The organism is Methylophaga sp. UBA3613 (assembly GCF_002375415.1).
Classification (GTDB): domain Bacteria; phylum Pseudomonadota; class Gammaproteobacteria; order Nitrosococcales; family Methylophagaceae; genus Methylophaga.
Genome location: NZ_DFLS01000005.1, coordinates 48947 through 67046, shown reverse-complemented (window position 1 = coordinate 67046; position 18100 = coordinate 48947). Strand labels below are relative to the sequence as shown.

General features: G+C 45.7%; 18 protein-coding genes. 11 read left to right on the top strand and 7 right to left on the bottom strand.

All coding sequences use genetic code 11. From position 1 onward, the window contains the following. The 11 genes from tkt to rluB all read left to right on the top strand — a co-directional run bounded on the left by tkt (position 1) and on the right by rluB (position 12396). Entirely contained in the window at positions 1-1989 is a 1989-nt protein-coding gene (gene tkt, locus B3S93_RS05310) for a transketolase (protein WP_292354566.1), read from the top strand. 203 nt (positions 1990-2192) lie between these two features. Continuing rightward, on the top strand, positions 2193-3191 hold the full coding sequence (gene gap, locus B3S93_RS05305; RefSeq protein WP_292403859.1) for a type I glyceraldehyde-3-phosphate dehydrogenase: 999 nt from the start codon (positions 2193-2195) through the stop codon (positions 3189-3191). A 119-nt stretch (positions 3192-3310) separates the two neighbouring features. Beyond that, the gene (locus tag B3S93_RS05300; RefSeq protein ID WP_292403861.1) at positions 3311-4495 is read left to right on the top strand and encodes a phosphoglycerate kinase; all 1185 of its coding nucleotides are present in this window, start codon (positions 3311-3313) and stop codon (positions 4493-4495) included. Positions 4496-4513: 18 nt separating this feature from the next. Then, on the top strand, positions 4514-5980 hold the full coding sequence (pyk, locus tag B3S93_RS05295; RefSeq protein ID WP_292403863.1) for a pyruvate kinase: 1467 nt from the start codon (positions 4514-4516) through the stop codon (positions 5978-5980). A gap of 24 nt (positions 5981-6004) precedes the next feature. Further along, on the top strand, positions 6005-7075 hold the full coding sequence (gene fba / locus B3S93_RS05290; protein ID WP_292403867.1) for a class II fructose-bisphosphate aldolase: 1071 nt from the start codon (positions 6005-6007) through the stop codon (positions 7073-7075). A 136-nt stretch (positions 7076-7211) separates the two neighbouring features. After that, positions 7212-7586, top strand: coding sequence for a fluoride efflux transporter CrcB (gene crcB / locus B3S93_RS05285; RefSeq protein WP_292403871.1), 375 nt, complete (start codon positions 7212-7214; stop codon positions 7584-7586). Beyond that, on the top strand, positions 7583-7873 hold the full coding sequence (locus tag B3S93_RS05280; RefSeq protein WP_292354578.1) for a DUF190 domain-containing protein: 291 nt from the start codon (positions 7583-7585) through the stop codon (positions 7871-7873). Before crcB ends, B3S93_RS05280 begins: the two co-directional genes overlap by 4 nt. Before the next feature lies 1 nt (position 7874). Further along, a complete protein-coding gene (gene serS, locus B3S93_RS05275; RefSeq protein WP_292403874.1) occupies positions 7875-9149 on the top strand; it encodes a serine--tRNA ligase in 1275 nt (424 codons plus the stop codon). After that, positions 9142-9822, top strand: a complete 681-nt coding sequence (locus tag B3S93_RS05270; RefSeq protein ID WP_014705791.1) for a site-2 protease family protein — start codon at positions 9142-9144, stop codon at positions 9820-9822. Before serS ends, B3S93_RS05270 begins: the two co-directional genes overlap by 8 nt. 35 nt (positions 9823-9857) lie before the next feature. Then, positions 9858-11075: a tryptophan--tRNA ligase gene (locus B3S93_RS05265; protein ID WP_292403878.1), complete on the top strand. Its 1218-nt coding sequence runs from the start codon at positions 9858-9860 to the stop codon at positions 11073-11075. 400 nt (positions 11076-11475) lie between these two features. After that, the gene (rluB, locus tag B3S93_RS05260; RefSeq protein WP_292403880.1) at positions 11476-12396 is read left to right on the top strand and encodes a 23S rRNA pseudouridine(2605) synthase RluB; all 921 of its coding nucleotides are present in this window, start codon (positions 11476-11478) and stop codon (positions 12394-12396) included. On the opposite strand, the gene B3S93_RS05255 is transcribed toward rluB, so the two are convergent. From B3S93_RS05255 to ispB, 7 genes are all read right to left on the bottom strand, one after another. Beyond that, entirely contained in the window at positions 12393-13319 is a 927-nt protein-coding gene (locus tag B3S93_RS05255) for a GGDEF domain-containing protein (protein ID WP_292403883.1), read from the bottom strand. The genes rluB and B3S93_RS05255 overlap by 4 nt on opposite strands. An 89-nt stretch (positions 13320-13408) precedes the next feature. Then, complete coding sequence (locus tag B3S93_RS05250) at positions 13409-14170, bottom strand: SDR family NAD(P)-dependent oxidoreductase (protein WP_292403886.1); 762 nt, start codon at positions 14168-14170, stop codon at positions 13409-13411. Between the two features lie 8 nt (positions 14171-14178). Next, entirely contained in the window at positions 14179-14544 is a 366-nt protein-coding gene (locus tag B3S93_RS05245; RefSeq protein ID WP_292403890.1) for a hypothetical protein, read from the bottom strand. 72 nt (positions 14545-14616) lie between these two features. After that, positions 14617-15900, bottom strand: coding sequence for a hydroxysqualene dehydroxylase HpnE (gene hpnE / locus B3S93_RS05240; protein ID WP_292748491.1), 1284 nt, complete (start codon positions 15898-15900; stop codon positions 14617-14619). A gap of 1 nt (position 15901) precedes the next feature. Then, positions 15902-16759, bottom strand: coding sequence for a presqualene diphosphate synthase HpnD (gene hpnD / locus B3S93_RS05235; protein ID WP_292403896.1), 858 nt, complete (start codon positions 16757-16759; stop codon positions 15902-15904). Next, the gene (locus B3S93_RS05230) at positions 16756-17058 is read right to left on the bottom strand and encodes a (2Fe-2S) ferredoxin domain-containing protein (RefSeq protein WP_292354597.1); all 303 of its coding nucleotides are present in this window, start codon (positions 17056-17058) and stop codon (positions 16756-16758) included. The genes hpnD and B3S93_RS05230 overlap by 4 nt, the downstream gene beginning before the upstream one ends. Before the next feature lie 62 nt (positions 17059-17120). Continuing rightward, positions 17121-18089, bottom strand: a complete 969-nt coding sequence (ispB, locus tag B3S93_RS05225) for an octaprenyl diphosphate synthase (protein ID WP_292403898.1) — start codon at positions 18087-18089, stop codon at positions 17121-17123. Between the last annotated feature and the right edge of the window lie 11 nt (positions 18090-18100).

The window sequence follows — 18100 nt, the reverse complement described above, 5'->3', positions numbered from 1 at the left end:
ATGGCTACACGTAGACATTTAGCAAATGCAATCCGTGCGTTAAGTATGGATGCAGTGCAAAAAGCGAATTCCGGCCATCCGGGTGCCCCAATGGGTATGGCGGATATCGCTGAAGTATTGTGGAATGACCACATGAAACATAACCCGAACAACCCGAAATGGGCTGATCGTGACCGTTTCATTTTGTCTAATGGCCACGGCTCTATGCTGATTTACTCATTGCTGCATTTGAGTGGCTATGATTTGCCAATGGATTCCCTGAGAACATTCCGTCAATTGCATTCACAATGCGCGGGTCACCCTGAATACGGTTATGCTCCAGGTATAGAAACAACGACGGGTCCATTAGGCCAAGGTATTACCAACGGCGTTGGTTTTGCGATGGCTGAAAAGTTAATGGCACATCAGTTCAACAAACCTGGTCATGACATCGTTAACCACCATACCTATGTATTCATGGGTGATGGCTGTCTGATGGAAGGTGTTTCTCATGAAGCATGTTCTTTGGCCGGTACATGGGGCCTGGGCAATCTGATCGCATTCTGGGATGACAACAATATCTCTATCGACGGTCACATTGATGGCTGGTACACCGATGATACTGTTAAGCGTTTTGAAGCTTATGGCTGGCATGTTCAATCTGTTGATGGTCATGATGCTGATGCAATCAACAAAGCCATCGCAGAAGCGAAGAAAGTCACTGATAAACCATCATTGATCTGCTGCAAAACCATCATTGGTTATGGTTCACCAAACAAATGTTCAAGCCATGATTGCCATGGTGCAGCATTAGGTGAAGAAGAAGTTGAATTGACCCGTAAGCAACTGGGTTGGGAATACGAGCCATTTGTTATTCCAGAAGATGTTTATGCAGGTTGGGATGCTAAAGCGAAAGGCGATGCCGCTGAAGCTGAGTGGAACAAGAAATTCGATGCTTATGCTAAAGAATATCCAGAACTGGCAGCAGAATTTAAACGCCGTATGGCCGGTGAATTGCCTGCTGACTGGAAACAAGCATCAGCCAAAGTCATTGCTGATCTGAACGAAAAAGCAGAAAGTGTTGCTTCACGTAAAGCATCACAAAACGTTATCGCTGCATTGGCGCCTATTTTGCCAGAATTCATTGGTGGTTCTGCTGACTTAACCGGTTCAAACCTGACCAGCTGTTCAAGCTTTAAACATGTGTCTGGTAAAGAGATGGGTAACTACATTTCATACGGTGTTCGTGAGTTTGGTATGTTTGCCATCATGAATGGTATGGCATTGCACGGTGGTCTGCTGCCATATGGTGGTACTTTCCATATGTTCTCTGACTATGCCAAATCAGCGCTGCGCATGGCTGCCTTGATGAAAATTCGTACCATTGCGGTATTGACCCATGACTCTATCGGTCAGGGTGAGGATGGTCCTACGCATCAGCCAATCGAAAATACAGCTGGTCTGCGTTACATCCCCAACATGGATGTATGGCGTCCTGCTGATGAAACTGAAGTTGCGATTGCCTGGACTGCAGCTGTTGAGCGTATGGATGGCCCAACCAGTCTGGTATTGAGCCGTCAGGGTATTCCTGGTCGTAAACACGACACAGCTGCTTTTGATGCGATTCGTAAAGGTGCTTATGTGTTGTCAGAAGCTGAAGGCGGTAAAGCCGACGTGATTCTGATCGCAACTGGTTCAGAAGTGGATCTGGCCGTTAAAGCACAAGAAGCGCTGAAAGGCGACGGTGTAAATGCACGTGTTGTTTCTATGCCTTCAACGAACGTCTTTGATCGTCAGGATCAGGCTTATAAAGACAGCATCCTGACTCCAGGAGTGAAACGTGTTTCTGTTGAAGCCGGTGTAACTGACTTCTGGCGTAAATACGTTGGTCTGGAAGGCGGCACTGTTGGTATCGATACCTTCGGTGAATCTGCTCCAGGCGGTGTTTTGATGAAACACTTCGGCTTTACTGTCGAAAACGTTGTTAAAACTGTTAAATCAGTTCTGTAATTAAAGAACTGTTTTTAGCGAGCTAAATGGAGATGACCAGTAGATGCAAATCTACTGGTCATTTTTTTAAAAGGGTCTGTTTATCTTTCATCGCACCATTGCGGGCGGTGATGAAAGATAAGCAGTTCCAAGTCTCATAACTGCAATTTTCGGTAAGATTTCAGTTCTGAGGCACAATATCAAACCTATTCAGAGGAAACAGAATGACTATCAAGGTGGGTATTAATGGTTTTGGCCGTATCGGCCGTATGGCATTTCGTGCTGCAGCAAAAGATTTCCCTGAGATCGAAGTCGTGGCAATCAACGATTTACTTGATCCCGATTATCTGGCGTATATGCTCAAATATGATTCTGTACATGGCCGATTTGAAGGTGATGTTGAGGTTAAAGACGGACATCTGGTTGTTAATGGTAAAACCATTCGTGTTACCGCTGAGCGCAATCCCGCTGATTTGAAATGGGATGAAGTTGGCGCCGATTTAATTATTGAATGCACCGGCTTTTTCCTGACGGAAGATTCCTGTCAGGCCCATATTGCCGCCGGCGCCAAAAAAGTGGTGCAATCTGCACCTTCCAAAGATCACACGCCAATGTTTGTTTATGGTGTGAACCATGAAAGTTATGCCGGTCAGGCAATTGTTTCAGCAGCCTCCTGCACAACTAACGCTTTGGCACCGGTTGCCAAGGTTCTGCATGACAGTTTTGGTATTAAGCGTGGTTTGATGACCACGGTGCATGCGGCCACAGCAACACAGAAGACTGTTGATGGCCCGTCAATGAAAGACTGGCGTGGAGGTCGCGGTATTCTGGAAAATATTATTCCGTCATCTACCGGCGCCGCAAAAGCAGTAGGTAAAGTGCTGCCGGAATTAAATGGCAAATTGACCGGGATGGCTTTTCGGGTGCCTACTTCCGATGTTTCAGTGGTTGATTTAACCGTTGAATTAAACAACGATGCCAGCTATGAATCAATTTGCGCAGCAATGAAAACTGCCGCTGAAGGTGAATTGAAAGGTGTTTTGGGGTACACCGAAGAAAATGTGGTCTCCACAGATTTCCGTGGTCATACCGCCCCTTCAAATTTTGATGCAGGTGCAGGTATTGCGCTTGATGGCACCTTTGTAAAAGTAGTCGCCTGGTATGACAATGAATATGGTTATACCTGCAATATGATGCGTCTGGTTGAGCATGTTGCGCCTTAATTCATTGTAGCCATTCAACCATTAATTCAAGGCTTCCTGTGAAGGAGGCCTTTTTTTATGTATTTTGAAGGCTATAATCAGAACGGGTTCACAAAATTTACACAAGAGGGCAATACCTTATGTCAGTAATAAAAATGGCCGATTTGGACTTGGCTGGAAAACGTGTGTTGATCCGACAAGATTTGAATGTTCCACTCAAATCGGGTGTTGTCGCAGATGGCACACGCATCCATGCTTCTTTAGCGACCATAAATCTGGCATTGGAGAAAGGTGCCAAAGTTATGATTATGTCTCATCTCGGACGTCCGACTGAGGGAGAATATGAACATAAATATTCACTAGCACCGGTTGCCAATTATCTCTCGGCTCTCTTGGAAAAACCGGTACGTCTGGAACAGAACTGGCTGGAGCCAGAATTTATTCCAGTCGAAGTGGGTGAAGTTGTTTTGTGTGAAAACGTACGATTCAACATTGGTGAAAAAGCCAATAATGATGATCTGGCAAAACGTATGGCCAAAATGTGTGATGTGTTTGTTATGGATGCATTTGGTACCGCCCATCGAGCTCAGGCTTCAACGCATGGTATTGCCAAATATGCCACGATTGCCTGTGCCGGGCCTTTATTATCTGCAGAACTGGAAGCTTTATCCAAAGCACTGGATAATCCTGCCAGGCCAATGGTTGCTATTGTAGGCGGATCAAAAGTGTCTACCAAACTTACCGTGTTGGAAACCCTGTCGAAGAAAGTGGATCAATTGATCGTAGGCGGTGGTATTGCCAATACGTTTATTGCGGCAGCTGGTTATAACGTTGGTAAATCGCTCTATGAGCCGGATCTGATCGACACTTGTAAAAAGCTTTCAGCAGAAGCTGTCAGCCGTGGCGGCAATATACCCGTACCCAAAGACGTGGTCTGCGGTAAACATTTTGCCGAAAATGCAGAAGCGGAATTAAAATCAGTCGACAAGGTAACAGATGACGACATGATTTTTGATATCGGACCAAAATCTGCTGCGGAGCTGGTTGAAATTATTAAACAAGCTGGTACGGTTGTATGGAATGGTCCGTTAGGTGTTTTTGAATTCAGCCAGTTTGGTGAAGGCACCAAAGAAATAGCGATGGCAATAGCGGAATCAGACGCTTTCTCGATTGCTGGCGGCGGTGATACGTTGGCAGCAGTGTCTAAATACAAAATTTGTGACGATGTATCTTATATTTCTACCGGTGGTGGTGCTTTTCTGGAATTCCTTGAAGGCAAGAAGTTACCTGCAGTGGAAATTCTTGAGCAACGTGCCCGCGAGTAAATTAATGAGTAACTAATTATGGCTGCCCGTCGAAGAACGAAAATTGTTGCAACCCTTGGGCCTGCGACAAAAGATCATGCCGTTCTTGACGCGATGATATCGGCAGGCATGGATGTTGTACGGCTTAATTTCTCGCATGGTTCATCGCAATCGCATATTGATATGGCTGACAGGGTGCGTAACCGTGCCAGCGACTTTGGACGTGAGGTTGGCGTATTAGTCGATTTGCAGGGACCGAAAATACGCATCTCTCGATTTAAGAATGGTGGTGTGAAACTTGTTGAAGGAGAAGCTTTTACTCTGGATGCAGCCCTGGCAGACAATGACGGTGATAGCACTCAAGTCGGGGTCGACTACAAATCCCTGCCCCATGATGTTAAGCGTGGTGACACGTTGCTATTGGATGATGGCCGCATTGTGTTATGGGTTGAATCAGTTATTGATCAACAGATTCACTGTCGCGTTACCGTGGGAGGCATGCTCACAGATAATAAAGGTATTAACCGGCAGGGAGGTGGATTATCGGCATCAGCGCTGACAGCTAAAGATATGGCCGATATAAAAACAGCTGCTGAAATGCAGGCTGATTACCTCGCCGTTTCATTTCCACGAAGTGCTGAAGATATTCATTTGGCACGTCGTCTCTTGCGTGAAGCCGGGGGCTATGGCGGGATTATTGCCAAAATTGAACGAGCTGAAGCGCTGGATGATATTGATGCCATTATTGAAGCCTCAGAAGGCATTATGGTCGCACGAGGTGATTTAGGCGTGGAAATGGGGGATGCTGCATTACCGCCGATTCAAAAACAGCTAATCGCTAAAGCCAGACGCATGAATCGATTGACTATCACTGCGACGCAAATGATGGAATCGATGATTGAAAGCCCCATTCCAACCCGTGCCGAGGTGTTTGATGTGGCCAACGCCGTGCTGGATGGTACCGATGCGGTGATGCTTTCGGGGGAAACCGCAGTCGGACATTATCCGGTTAAAGTCATTGAAGCGATGGATCGTATCTGTCTGCAGGCGGAACAGCAGCGTGAAATACGTGTTTCACGTCATCGCATGGATTCAAAATTCGCACGAATTGATGAAGCTATTGCGATGGCTGCGATGTATACGGCGAATCATCTGGATGTTAAAGCTATTGCCACGATGACAGAATCCGGAGCCACGCCATTATGGATGTCACGTATTAGCTCGGGAATACCAATTTTTGCATTAACTCCTCATGTGGCTACCCGACGGCGGGTCACGCTTTACCGTGGTGTCTACCCGGTAAGTTTTGTGGTTGAACATACGGACCACGCGGCCTTGAACAAAGAGGCCATAGAAGAATTACAGCGTCGAGGTGTTGTCAAAGAGGGTGATATAGTGATTATCACCAAGGGAGACCTCGAAGTTCAAGGTAGTACCAGTGCAATGAAAATTGTCAAAGTTGGAACGTTGGTTGAACCACGTCCCTCAGGCAGTAGTTGTGAATAAATATGAATGGTTGGAGATTAACTAATGGCACTCGTTTCTATGCGACAGTTACTTGATTATGCGGCAGAGCATCAATTTGCCATCCCCGCATTTAATGTCAGTAATATGGAACAGGTACATGCCATTATGCAGGCCGCTAATGCCGTCGATAGTCCAGTAATAATGCAAGCCAGTGCCGGAGCACGTGATTACGCTGGTGAGCCCTTTCTTCGGCATTTGATTCTGGCTGCGATTGAAACCTATCCGCATATCCCCTTGGTGATGCATCAGGATCATGGTGCCAATCCGTCAATTTGTGCGCGTTCCATTCAATCCGGTTTCAGTTCGGTGATGATGGACGGCTCCCTGCTGGAAGACATGAAAACTCCTTCAGATTTTGACTACAACGTAAACGTGACCAGTAAAGTCAGTGAAATGGCTCATGCCTGTGGTGTTTCAGTCGAAGGTGAGCTTGGCTGTCTCGGGTCACTGGAGACCGGCATGATGGGTGAGGAAGATGGTCATGGTGCTGAAGGTAAATTAGATCACAGTCAGTTGTTAACCGATCCCGATGAAGCCGTTGAGTTTGTCAGGCAAACCCAGGTAGATGCATTGGCGGTTGCCATTGGTACCAGTCATGGCGCTTATAAATTTACTCAGCCACCCACTGGTGAAGTGCTGGCCATCAGTCATTTGAAGACCTTGCAACAACGTTTGCCCAATACCCATTTTGTGATGCATGGATCCAGTTCTGTGCCGCAGGACTGGCTGGAAATCATTAATACCCATGGTGGAAATATTGGTCAGACATATGGCGTGCCAGTGGAAGAAATTGTTGAAGGCATAAAATACGGTGTGCGTAAGGTAAATATTGATACTGATTTACGGATGGCTTCAACCGGTTCTATCCGCCAGTTTTTGACCGATGAAAAAAATGCAGCGGTGTTTGACCCGCGTAAATTTTACAAGGAAGCAACCAAAGCGATGCAGGCGATTTGTCAGGCACGCTATGAAGCGTTTGGCAGTGCTGGCCATGCCAGTAAAATCAAACCTATTTCATTACATGACATGGTAGAACGTTATTGCAGTGGAGAACTTACTCCTAAGTTAAATTAACGTTGATTTGCTAGCGGCTTTTGCAGCATTTTTTGGAATTTGCTGATGCTGGAAAAGCGTGTCCCCTGACATTCGCTGCCAGTCTTTGCCTTGATTCAGGTAAAATAACTCACTTGCTAATTACAGGGCATAACCCGTGTTACAACTTTTTGCTATCGCTGTAGGTGGCGCAGTTGGCGCTATAATGCGTTTTGCTATGTCTAACGGCGTTTATAAATTATTCGGTCGTGACTTTCCCTATGGAACATTAGCAGTGAATGTCCTGGGTTCTTTGCTTATCGGGGTGCTGTTCATTCTGCTGATTGAAAAACTTGCCGTAGCGGCGGAATGGCGTGCTGGTTTGCTGGTTGGATTACTCGGTGCATTTACCACGTTTTCAACCTTTTCTCTGGAAACGTTTACCTTGATGGAAAATGGTGCTTTTCTTAAAGCGGGATTAAATGTGTTTTTAAGCGTTGTATTATGTCTGGCAGCAACCTGGTTGGGTATTAGTCTTGGAAGACAGCTATGAATCTGACATTGGTAAGAATTTATTTATCTGATGGCCGGCATGAAGTACGGCAGGTCATTAAATGGCTTGAGCAGAATAAAATTCGTTTTACCGTATTTCGCGGCATCGCGGGTCTGGGGTCAGATGGGTTAGTTCACAAAGCTTCGTTATTGGATCTTTCGTCGGATCTGCCAATGGTTATAGAACTTTTTGATAAACCGGAACAAATAAACGATATCATCACCACAATAAAAACACTGGTTGAGGCTGATCATATTGTCAGCTGGCCAGTTCAAAGCGGAATTTAACATGTTAGACCTCAAATTATTACGTACCGAACCGCAGGAAGTTGCAAAAGGTTTGGCTCGTCGTGGCTTTCAGCTTGACGTTGGATTGCTGGAAACCCTGGAAGCAGAACGCCGTCAGGCACAGCTTGATGCGCAGACATTGCAAACCGAGCGCAATGCTCGTTCCAAAATGATAGGTAAGGCAAAAGCTTCCGGTGAAGATATTGCGCCATTACTGGCCGAAATTGATGATTTAGGCGATCAGCATAAAGCTGCCGAGGCGAGATTAGCTAAAGTACTGGAACAGCTTAATGAGCTGGCAATGGGAGTGCCGAATATCCCGCAGGCCGATGTACCTGCCGGTAAAGATGAAAACGACAATGTAGAAATCTCTCGTTGGGGTACGCCGCGTCAATTTGATTTTGAACCGAAAGATCATGTGGATCTGGGCGCCGGTCTGCAGCAGATGGATTTTGAAACGGCGGCCAAAATTACGGGTGCGCGTTTTGTAACGTTAACCGGACAACTGGCCCGTCTGCAACGGGCATTAATCCAGTTGATGCTGGATACCCATATTACCGAGCATGACTATACTGAAACCTATGTGCCTTATCTGGTCAACGCTGATTCATTGCGTGGTACCGGACAATTGCCCAAGTTTGCCGAAGATTTGTTTGCCGTTGATGATGGCCAGCTCTATCTGATTCCAACCGCTGAAGTTCCAGTAACCAACATTGTGCGTGACAGTATTGTCGATGCTGCACAGTTGCCATTGAAGTTTGTCGCTCATACACCGTGTTTTCGCAGTGAAGCCGGTTCACATGGACGGGATGTGCGTGGTTTGATTCGTCAGCATCAATTCGAAAAAGTCGAGCTGGTACAGATTGTTGCGCCGGAAGCATCGGCTGAAGCACATGAGCAATTGACCGGACAAGCTGAAAAAATCCTGCAAATGCTGGGTTTACCCTACCGTAAAATGCTGCTTTGCACAGGTGATATGGGCTTTGCATCTACTAAAACCTATGATTTGGAAGTCTGGTTACCCAGCCAGAATACTTATCGTGAAATATCATCCTGCAGTAACTTTGGTGATTTTCAGGCACGTCGCATGCAGGCGCGCTGGCGGAACCCTGAAACGGGAAAACCCGAACTGGTTCATACGCTTAATGGATCAGGGCTGGCTGTCGGCCGCACCTTGCTGGCTATTTTGGAAAATCATCAACAGGCCGATGGTAGCGTCAATATTCCCGAGCCACTTCGTGCCTATATGGGCGGTGTAGATAAAATTCATGGGTGACGAGTTTAGTCTGATCCAGAAGATCATTATCTGGACATTACCGGTTTTATTTGCGATTACCGTACATGAAGTCGCTCATGGTTGGGCTGCGTTAAAACTGGGTGATAAAACGGCCCAGATGATGGGGCGTCTGACACTCAATCCAATTAAGCATATTGATCCGCTGGGTACTATTCTGGTTCCGGGGTTATTGCTTATGTTTACCGGATTTATGTTTGGCTGGGCTAAACCCGTCCCGGTGACTTTCCAGAATCTGCGCAATCCAAAAAAAGATATGGCCTGGGTGGCTTTGGCCGGACCCGGAGCAAATCTGGTAATGGGTTTTTTATGGGCCATGGTCGCCAAGCTGGGTCTGGTGTTGGCAGTGAATGACGTATTGATTTCCGGACCGATGATTTACATGGGTGTGGCGGGTGTATTAGTGAATGGCATGTTGATGTTGCTAAATCTGTTACCTTTGCCTCCACTAGATGGCGGCAGAGTATTAGTCAGCATTTTGCCGCCTCACCTGGCATGGCGAGTGGAAAAAGTTGAACCTTACGGCTTTTTTATCTTGCTGGCGTTACTCTATTTTGGCATCGTTATGATGATTTTATGGCCTTTGATGCAGGCTTATATGGGATTGCTGGCATTTATTTTTGATATGCCAATGCAAGTATTCTTTATTTTATAAAACACTGAATTGAGCAAGCTCATCAGGAGATTATTTTGGACACGGTAGCGTATCAGTCACGTCGTATTGTTTCAGGCATGCGCCCGACAGGGCAATTGCACTTGGGGCATTATCATGGTGTGCTGAAAAATTGGATTAAATTACAACACGAATTTGATTGCTTCTTTTTCGTTGCTGATTGGCATGCGTTGACGACTCACTATGAAGATAGTCGAGTGATTGAAGACAGTGTCTGGGAAATGGTCGTTGATTGGCTGGCTGCCGGAATTGAGCCATCATCCGCTTCATTATTCCTGCAATCACGTGTGCCGGAGCATGCTGAGCTGCATTTATTATTATCGATGATCACGCCTTTATCCTGGCTGGAACGCGTACCAACCTACAAAGATCAGCAGGAAAAACTTAAAGAAAAAGATTTATCGACCTATGGTTTTTTAGGTTATCCGCTGCTGCAAAGTGCTGATATTTTGATTTATCGGGCAGGTCAGGTACCGGTTGGTGAAGATCAAGTGGTGCATGTTGAGTTAACACGTGAAATTGCCCGTCGCTTTAATCATATTTATGGACGTGAAGCGGATTTTGAAGAAAAAGCTGAAGCTGCCGTAAAGAAAATGGGTAAGAAAAACGCCAAGTTATATAACCATTTGCGTAAAGCCTATCAGGAGCAGGGTGATGCAGAAGCGTTGCAGACTGCTCGTGAACTCTTAAAAAATCAGCAAAGTCTGGCGCTTGGTGATATGGAGCGTTTATTTGGTTTTCTGGAAGGTGGCGGTAAAGTCATCCTGCCCGAACCAAAAGCGCTGCTGACACCGGCTCCTAAAATGCCAGGACTGGATGGACAGAAAATGTCCAAATCTTATGGCAATACCATTTCTTTGCGTGAATCTGATCAATCTGTCGCCGAAAAAATTAAGCGCATGCCAACCGATCCAAACCGTGTACGCCGCACCGATCCGGGTGAACCCGATAAATGTCCGGTTTGGCAATTACATGAAGTCTATTCAGATGAAGGTCAGAAAAAATGGGTTCAGGAAGGTTGCCGCTCGGCTGGAATTGGTTGCCTTGATTGTAAAGGTCCATTGATCGATTCGGTGATTGCCGAACTCAAACCTATCCGTGAACGGGCAGATGATTTCAGCAGACATCCAGAAGATGTACGACGTATTATTGATGATGGCAGTGCTGCAGCAAGAGAAGTGGCTCAGGAAACATTGAGCGAAGTTCGTGCAGCAATGGGGCTGGCTTATAAATAGTCTACAGGGCCAAGTTATCTTTAATAGCCACCTCTGTTATGACTGAAACCAGCCAAACAAGGTGAGAGAAGAGAGGTTGTGAGATAATTCCATGTATCTCACCCCTAGTGGGACTTGCGCTCAAAAACGCTCCCGGCGTTTTGGTAGTGGCCCACAATAAACGATTAACATATTAGACCGGTGCGCACCTCCCTAGACGCGCGGTATATCGTCCATTCGTGGACGGAAGTGGCACATTTTCAGTCACAACCCATAGGGCTGGGACGAGATTTGTCTACATCTGCGTTAGAAATGACCTATGTAGAATGAGTACATTTCATCATTTCCGCCTTGTTATAAACAAATCTCGTTTCCAGCAGTGTTGGCGATGAAAAATAAACTGGCCCAAGGAAAAACTATTATGGCTGAAAGAATACAAAAAGTACTGGCACGTGCCGGCTATGGCTCACGACGCTTGATTGAGAGCTGGATAAAAGATGGAAAATTACAGGTCAACGGTGTTCCAGCAACGCTGGGTGATCAGATTACTGAAAAGGATAGAGTCACACTTGAAGGGCGACCTTTATCATCCAAGCGCATCTGGCAACAAAGCATGCCGCAGGTTTTGCTGTATCACAAACCGGTAGGTGAAGTGTGTACTCGCAGTGATCCGGAAGGCCGCAGAACCATATATCAATCTTTACCTGTGCCGGAAGAAGGTCGCTGGGTCAGTGTGGGACGTCTGGATTTGAATACCAGTGGTTTGATCATCCTGACCACAGATGGTGAATTGGCTAATCAGTTAATGCATCCATCCAATGAAATGGATCGTGAGTATGCAGTGCGTGTCCTTGGGGAAGTCACTTCGGAGATGATGCAAACCTTACGCGATGGTGTTGAACTGGAAGATGGTAAAGCCCATTTTTCTGATATTCAGCCAGGTGGTGGTGAAGGTGCAAACAGCTGGTTTCATGTAGTGATTCAGGAAGGCCGTAACCGTGAAGTCCGACGGCTGTGGGAAAGCCAGGGCGTGCAGGTAAGCCGTTTGGTTCGTCTGCGTTACGGTCCGGTCATCATGCCAAATAAACTCAAGCCTGGCCGCTGGATGATGCTGGAAGGCAAAGAGTTGGAATATCTATACGAAGAAGCGGGTTTAAAAACAAAAACCACTAAACGCGGTAGTGTGGAAAAAGTGGCGGCAGTCAAGGATGTGGAGGTAGAAAAAGCGCCAAAATCCAAGTGGCCAGATAAACCGGCAAAAAAGGCTTCACCCAGATCAAGAAAAGCTGATGATCAACCGGCTAAACGAGGCCCACGGATTCGTGGACGTAATGACCGTTAAAATATCTCGCGGGAAGATATGACCTGATTGCGACCAGCAAATTTTGCCTGATATAAGGCCTCATCTGCTTTAAGAAACAAGTTATCGGCTGATTCACCGACACACAAATCTGCCAAACCAATACTGACTGAAATGGGAAACTTCTGTTCGGTATTGGTCTGGTTCAACTCATTAATCGCCAAGCGTAATCTTTCTGCCGCCTGCAAAGCTGCCTCATGATTGCTATGGCTGAGTACTATCGCAAATTCTTCACCACCAATTCGAAACAGTGCATCACTGCGACGTAAACTGGACAATAATGTATCCGCTACCCGGCATAACGTATCATCACCGACCTGATGCCCAAAACTGTCATTAATTTTCTTGAAGTAATCAATATCAAGCACCATCAGCGAAAGCGGCAGTTTTAGTCGATGAGCCAGATCTATTTCACGTTCAATGGTGTTTTTATAAGCCTGCCGGTTAGGAAGCTGCGTTAACATATCCGTTAATGCAGCATCTAATGCCCGAGCGTATTGCAGACTGTTTCTCAGTGGGTATACAAGTTTGCACAATAAATCCTCTACCAGATTGATTTCGCTATCGGAAAAGCGATATCCGCGACTGACAGTCAACTGACCAAGATACTCATGATCAATTTCAAGCTGATAATTACATTTATGATGACGCTTGGCGCCCAATCTGAACTCAAATTTATTATCTGGATGCGTAAACTGAAGACCACTGTGGGCGAGTAATGGTTTGATTTGCTCGTCAAACAATCTGAGGAGCTGTCTGGTATCCAGTGAAGTTTGCAGAATTAAGGGGAGTTTTGCCAACGCATCTTCGCGTTCCACTGAAACAGGAGTCGCTTGTACAACTGAAACGGTATTCTGTTCCAGGCGACGCAAATTTGTAGTGTCTGAAGGCAATGAATGAATCATGAGCACGCTCGTAAATAAGATAATTTATAATAACCATGCTAAATATATGCCATGGTTAAATTAATCAATAAATACAACGTGTTATAGAGTTATGCCAAAACTTTGACGGGCAATTCCATCTGCGCATTCACACATTGGCCATGTAAATGGCCGCTTTGGTCACTGGCAAGATAGAGATATGCCGGTATGACCGCGCTTGGTTCGGGGAGGTGTTGAGGATCTGCTGCTGGATAAACCCGTGCATGCAATTTAGTTTTTACTTGGCCAGGTTCAATGCAATTCACCCTGACTTTCGCGGCAGCTTCCATTTCCAGGGCTAACTGGTGGCAAAAACATTCAATAGCCGCTTTGCTCAATCCATAAGCACCACGATAGGCCTTATCATGCTGACTGTCGGTAGTGAAAATAATAAAACTTTGCTGTTCGGTGGTTTGTAACAGGGGAAGACAGGCATGCGTCAGTAAAAAGGCGGCCGTCAAATTAACTTGAAGTGTTTCTGCCCATTGTTTGATGTCCTGATTGGCGATTGGAGCCAATTGTCCTACATCTGCTGCGCAATGCACTAATCCATCTAGTCGACCAAAAGTTACTTTTATGGTCTGTGCAAGTTGCTGATAGTCATCCGCTGTCGCACCTTTAAAATCCACTGGAAATATTGCGGGCTCAATGCCGCTTTCCTGCAGAATGACATCGTACAATTTTTCTAACTGAGCAATATTTTTGTCTAGCAGAATAATCGTCGCACCATGTCTTGCATAGGCCAAAGCGACTTCGCTACCGATGCCACCAAGGGCACCGGTAACAAGCACAACTTTACCGCTGAGTATGGACTGCTCAGCTTGTGACAACATACAGGTCTTTATTCAGATTTGGGAATAATACGTCCGTAGGTAACTTTACCATCAAGTAATTGTGCAATGATGGTAGCGTCATCATTATGCCACTCAAGTGTTTCCATATTCATTTGGTCTAATGTTCTTTCCTGAGCAATATCTGGTTCACCATAAGCTGAGATAAGTTCGTCTCTGGTCATTCCAGCTTGGATACCGTCTTCGCTACCTTCGGAGGTTGCTTCTGTTGCTTCAGGAGCAGATTCAACAGTTGCAGGAGATGATGTCTCTGTTTCGCTACTATCGGTAACAGCAGTATCGCTTTCATCACTGCAGGCGATCAGTGCCAGACTCAGAAAAAGACCGGTAAAAATTAAACGCATACGATTTAACATGACATCCCCTCTTTAGGTTTAATGAACTAATCTTCGAGTATAACAAGCAATCGCAAGGATATCGACATGTTGTTAGGAGAATTTTCCCGCTAAAATTTTTTCAGCGGCCCGATAGCCATTCATAACAGCACTCTCTAGTGTTGCTGGATAGGGATTTTCAGCGTAATCACCAGCGATCCAAAGGCCATCAATAGTTGTTTTACAGCTTGGTCTTTGGTTGTTTTCAACCACTCCGCAACAAAATGTAGCTCTTTTTTCACGAATAACATGTGCGGTGTGATAGTTAGCCGGTAATTCCGGTAAAAGCTCTGTTAATGCTAAAACGACCTGTTCAGTCAGTTGCTGTTTAGTCAGTGATTCATGTTCTCCAGGGCCGCTGATAACGACAGCAATTAATCCCGGAGACTGATCTGATCTGTCAAAGACCCAATGGGGTAAGGTATTGCTCAAACCGATAATTGGTTCCTTTAGCCGGAATTGCGGTGAATACTGCAAATAGACTGTACTTATTGGATATTCAGAAACTGGTGGAAGATTAAGCTGCTCACCTAAAAGCTTATAGAGAATACCGGGGGAGACGGCGACAATAATATTATCTGCAGCAATATATTCTTTGTTACCGGTAATAATCCCAGCCACTTTGCCAGCCTCAATAATAATTTTTTCAATACGACTCTGTAACCTAACTTCCCCACCATGCTCTGTTATAAAACGTCTCGAAGGTTCAGGCAGTACATCACCCAGCGGTTTTTTCGGGATCAGCAAATCAGCCGATTTTCTTTTTGCGGTAAGACTATCCCTGAGAGTTGCAGCAAAAACACTGGCTGAAGCTTGTTCTATCCGTGTATTTAAAATCGCCAGACATAACGGGCCCCACAACTGCGTGATAAGTCTTGCCGATTGGCCTGTCTGGCGACACCACTGCTCTACAGTAATATTATGTGTATATGAGGGAGCGTTAAGTTGACGTGCTAATCGTAAAAAAAGCCGTAATTCTTGCCAGCCGAGACTGGAATAAAGTCTGGGTAAAAGAGCAAGTTGCCAGGGTAAAAGGCGGTTTGCAGATAAATGTAATGGGGGGAACTTCGAATCAAGGATGTGTAGATCCAAAGCTTTACGATGAAAAACGCTGTTTTCTTCAATACCGATTCGCTGAAGCAGATCGAGCATGTTTTGGTATGCACCAATCATCAGATGCTGACCATTATCTATTTCGAGATCTTGCCATTTGATGGTGCGGGCCCGCCCGCCAAGTTGTTTTGCTGCTTCGAACAGAATAGGCTTTTGCCCAGCTTCGGCTAAACGGACAGTCGCTGCAAGTCCGCTCCATCCACCACCAATAATGAGGGGGGGCATATTAATTCTGGCTTTTGGCGAGCTTTTTTTCACGTCGGTAAGTGCACCAGGCCAGCCATAATTTACGAATCGGAGTAAGTGAGACTCGCTGTTTCATTACTTGGAAATTATCAATGGCAATTTCCTGCAAAGTAGTGCGATAAATTTCGGCCATAATCAGTGCGGTGCATTGATGATATCGATCCTGCGTGGGCAGCAGCTGCATCGCTTCCTGATAAAACTGCTCGGCACGCTGCGCCTGAAACTCGAGTAACTTTGTCAGCGCTTCGGTTTGTTGTAAATCCAGAATACTTTGTTCGCTGACACCAAATTGTTGCATTTCGTCCAAAGGCAGATAAATACGGCCGCGCTCAGCATCTTCACGAACATCACGAATAATATTGGTGAGTTGAAAAGCCAGTCCCAGTTTCTCGGCAAATTTCAGCGTACTTCGATCGGAAAAACCAAATATCTGTGCTGACAGTAAACCCACAACACTGGCAACTCGATGACAATATAAGGCCAGATTTTTATAGGCTGGATAACGATGTTGAGTTAAGTCCATTTCCATGCCATCAATGATCTCGTGAAAATATTCTTCATGCAGATCAAAATCCTGCAGGGTCTCAGCGAGGGCTTTTCCAACGGGATGAGTGGCTTGTCCGAGAAAGGTATTTGCTACTTCCTGACGCCACCAGGCGAGAGTTTGTGCTGCAACTAACGGATCACTTATCTCATCAACCGCATCGTCAACTTCACGACAAAAAGCATATAGAGCCATAATGGCATTGCGCTTTTTTGTGGGTAAAAAAAGGAAACTATAATAGAAGCTTGAACCACTTTTCGCCGCTTTATCCCGGCAATATTGTTGCGGTGTCATTTTAATAGTCGCTCAACAATTTTGCCGTTGACCAGGTGAGTGTCGATGATTTCATCGATATCTGCTTTATCATGATATTGATACCAGACACCTTCCGGATAAATCACCATGATCGGACCTAATTTGCAGCGATTCAGGCAACCTGAATTATTCACCCGGACTTTTTTCAGTTTGAGTTCTTTAACCCGTTGCTTGGCATAATCACGCAGTGACTGTGCGCCGTGTTCTTCACAATAATCACTGCCATCATCGCGTTGATGGGTGCAAATGAACATATGATATTTATATATTTCAGCCATAGCCGTTCAGCCTAACCAAGCTAAGTTAAATATACAAAATGAATATCTACTCATAGCCGTATTTAAAAGTGGCGGGAAACAGCAAAATCAGCCAATCCGATTAAGGCCGCTTTGTATTGTGAATCTGGAACGATACTGAGATAGGCCTTGGCCTGCTCGACTTCCTTGCGGGCTGCCGCGGCGGTGTAGTCAATGGCGCCAGTGCTGTGGATAATGTCAATAATGTCATTGATTTTATCACGTTGGCCATGTTCAATTGCTTCACGAATGACCGCGGACTGTTCCCTGGAGCCATTTTGCATGGCATAAATCAGCGGTAACGTCGGTTTGCCTTCAGCAAGATCATCACCAATATTTTTGCCAATAGTTTCACTGGAAGCGCTGTAATCGAGTAAGTCATCCACCAGTTGGAAGGCACTGCCAAGATGCATCGCATACTGCGCTAATGCCGTTTCAATTTCCGCAGAGGCATTACTGATTAACGCACCTAGCTGCCCAGCCGCTTCAAATAATTTGGCGGTTTTATGATGAATGACCTGCAGATAGCGTTCTTCAGTGGTGTCTGCATCATGCACATTAAGTAGCTGTAAGACTTCACCCTCGGCAATCACGTTAGTGGTATGTGACAGGATTTGCATCAGGCGCATCGAATCCAGTTCCACCATCATTTCAAATGCGCGGGTATAAAGAAAATCACCCACCAATACACTGGCTTCATTTCCCCATACGCTGTTGGCCGTTTCCTGGCCCCGGCGCATCGTTGAATTGTCGACCACATCATCATGCAGCAGGGTCGCGGTGTGAATAAATTCAATGATGGTGGCAAGATTAATATGCGCAGTTGCCTGATGATTGCAGGCACGGGCACTTAACAAAGCAATAGCCGGGCGCAAGCGTTTGCCGCCACTATTGATGATGTAATGGCCAAGCTGATTAATTAATACAACCTCAGATTGCAGCCGATGTTGTATCATGGCGTCAACTGAATCCATATCCTGCTGGATGAGTGCGTAAATGGATTGTATATCCACGGGGCGTTTGT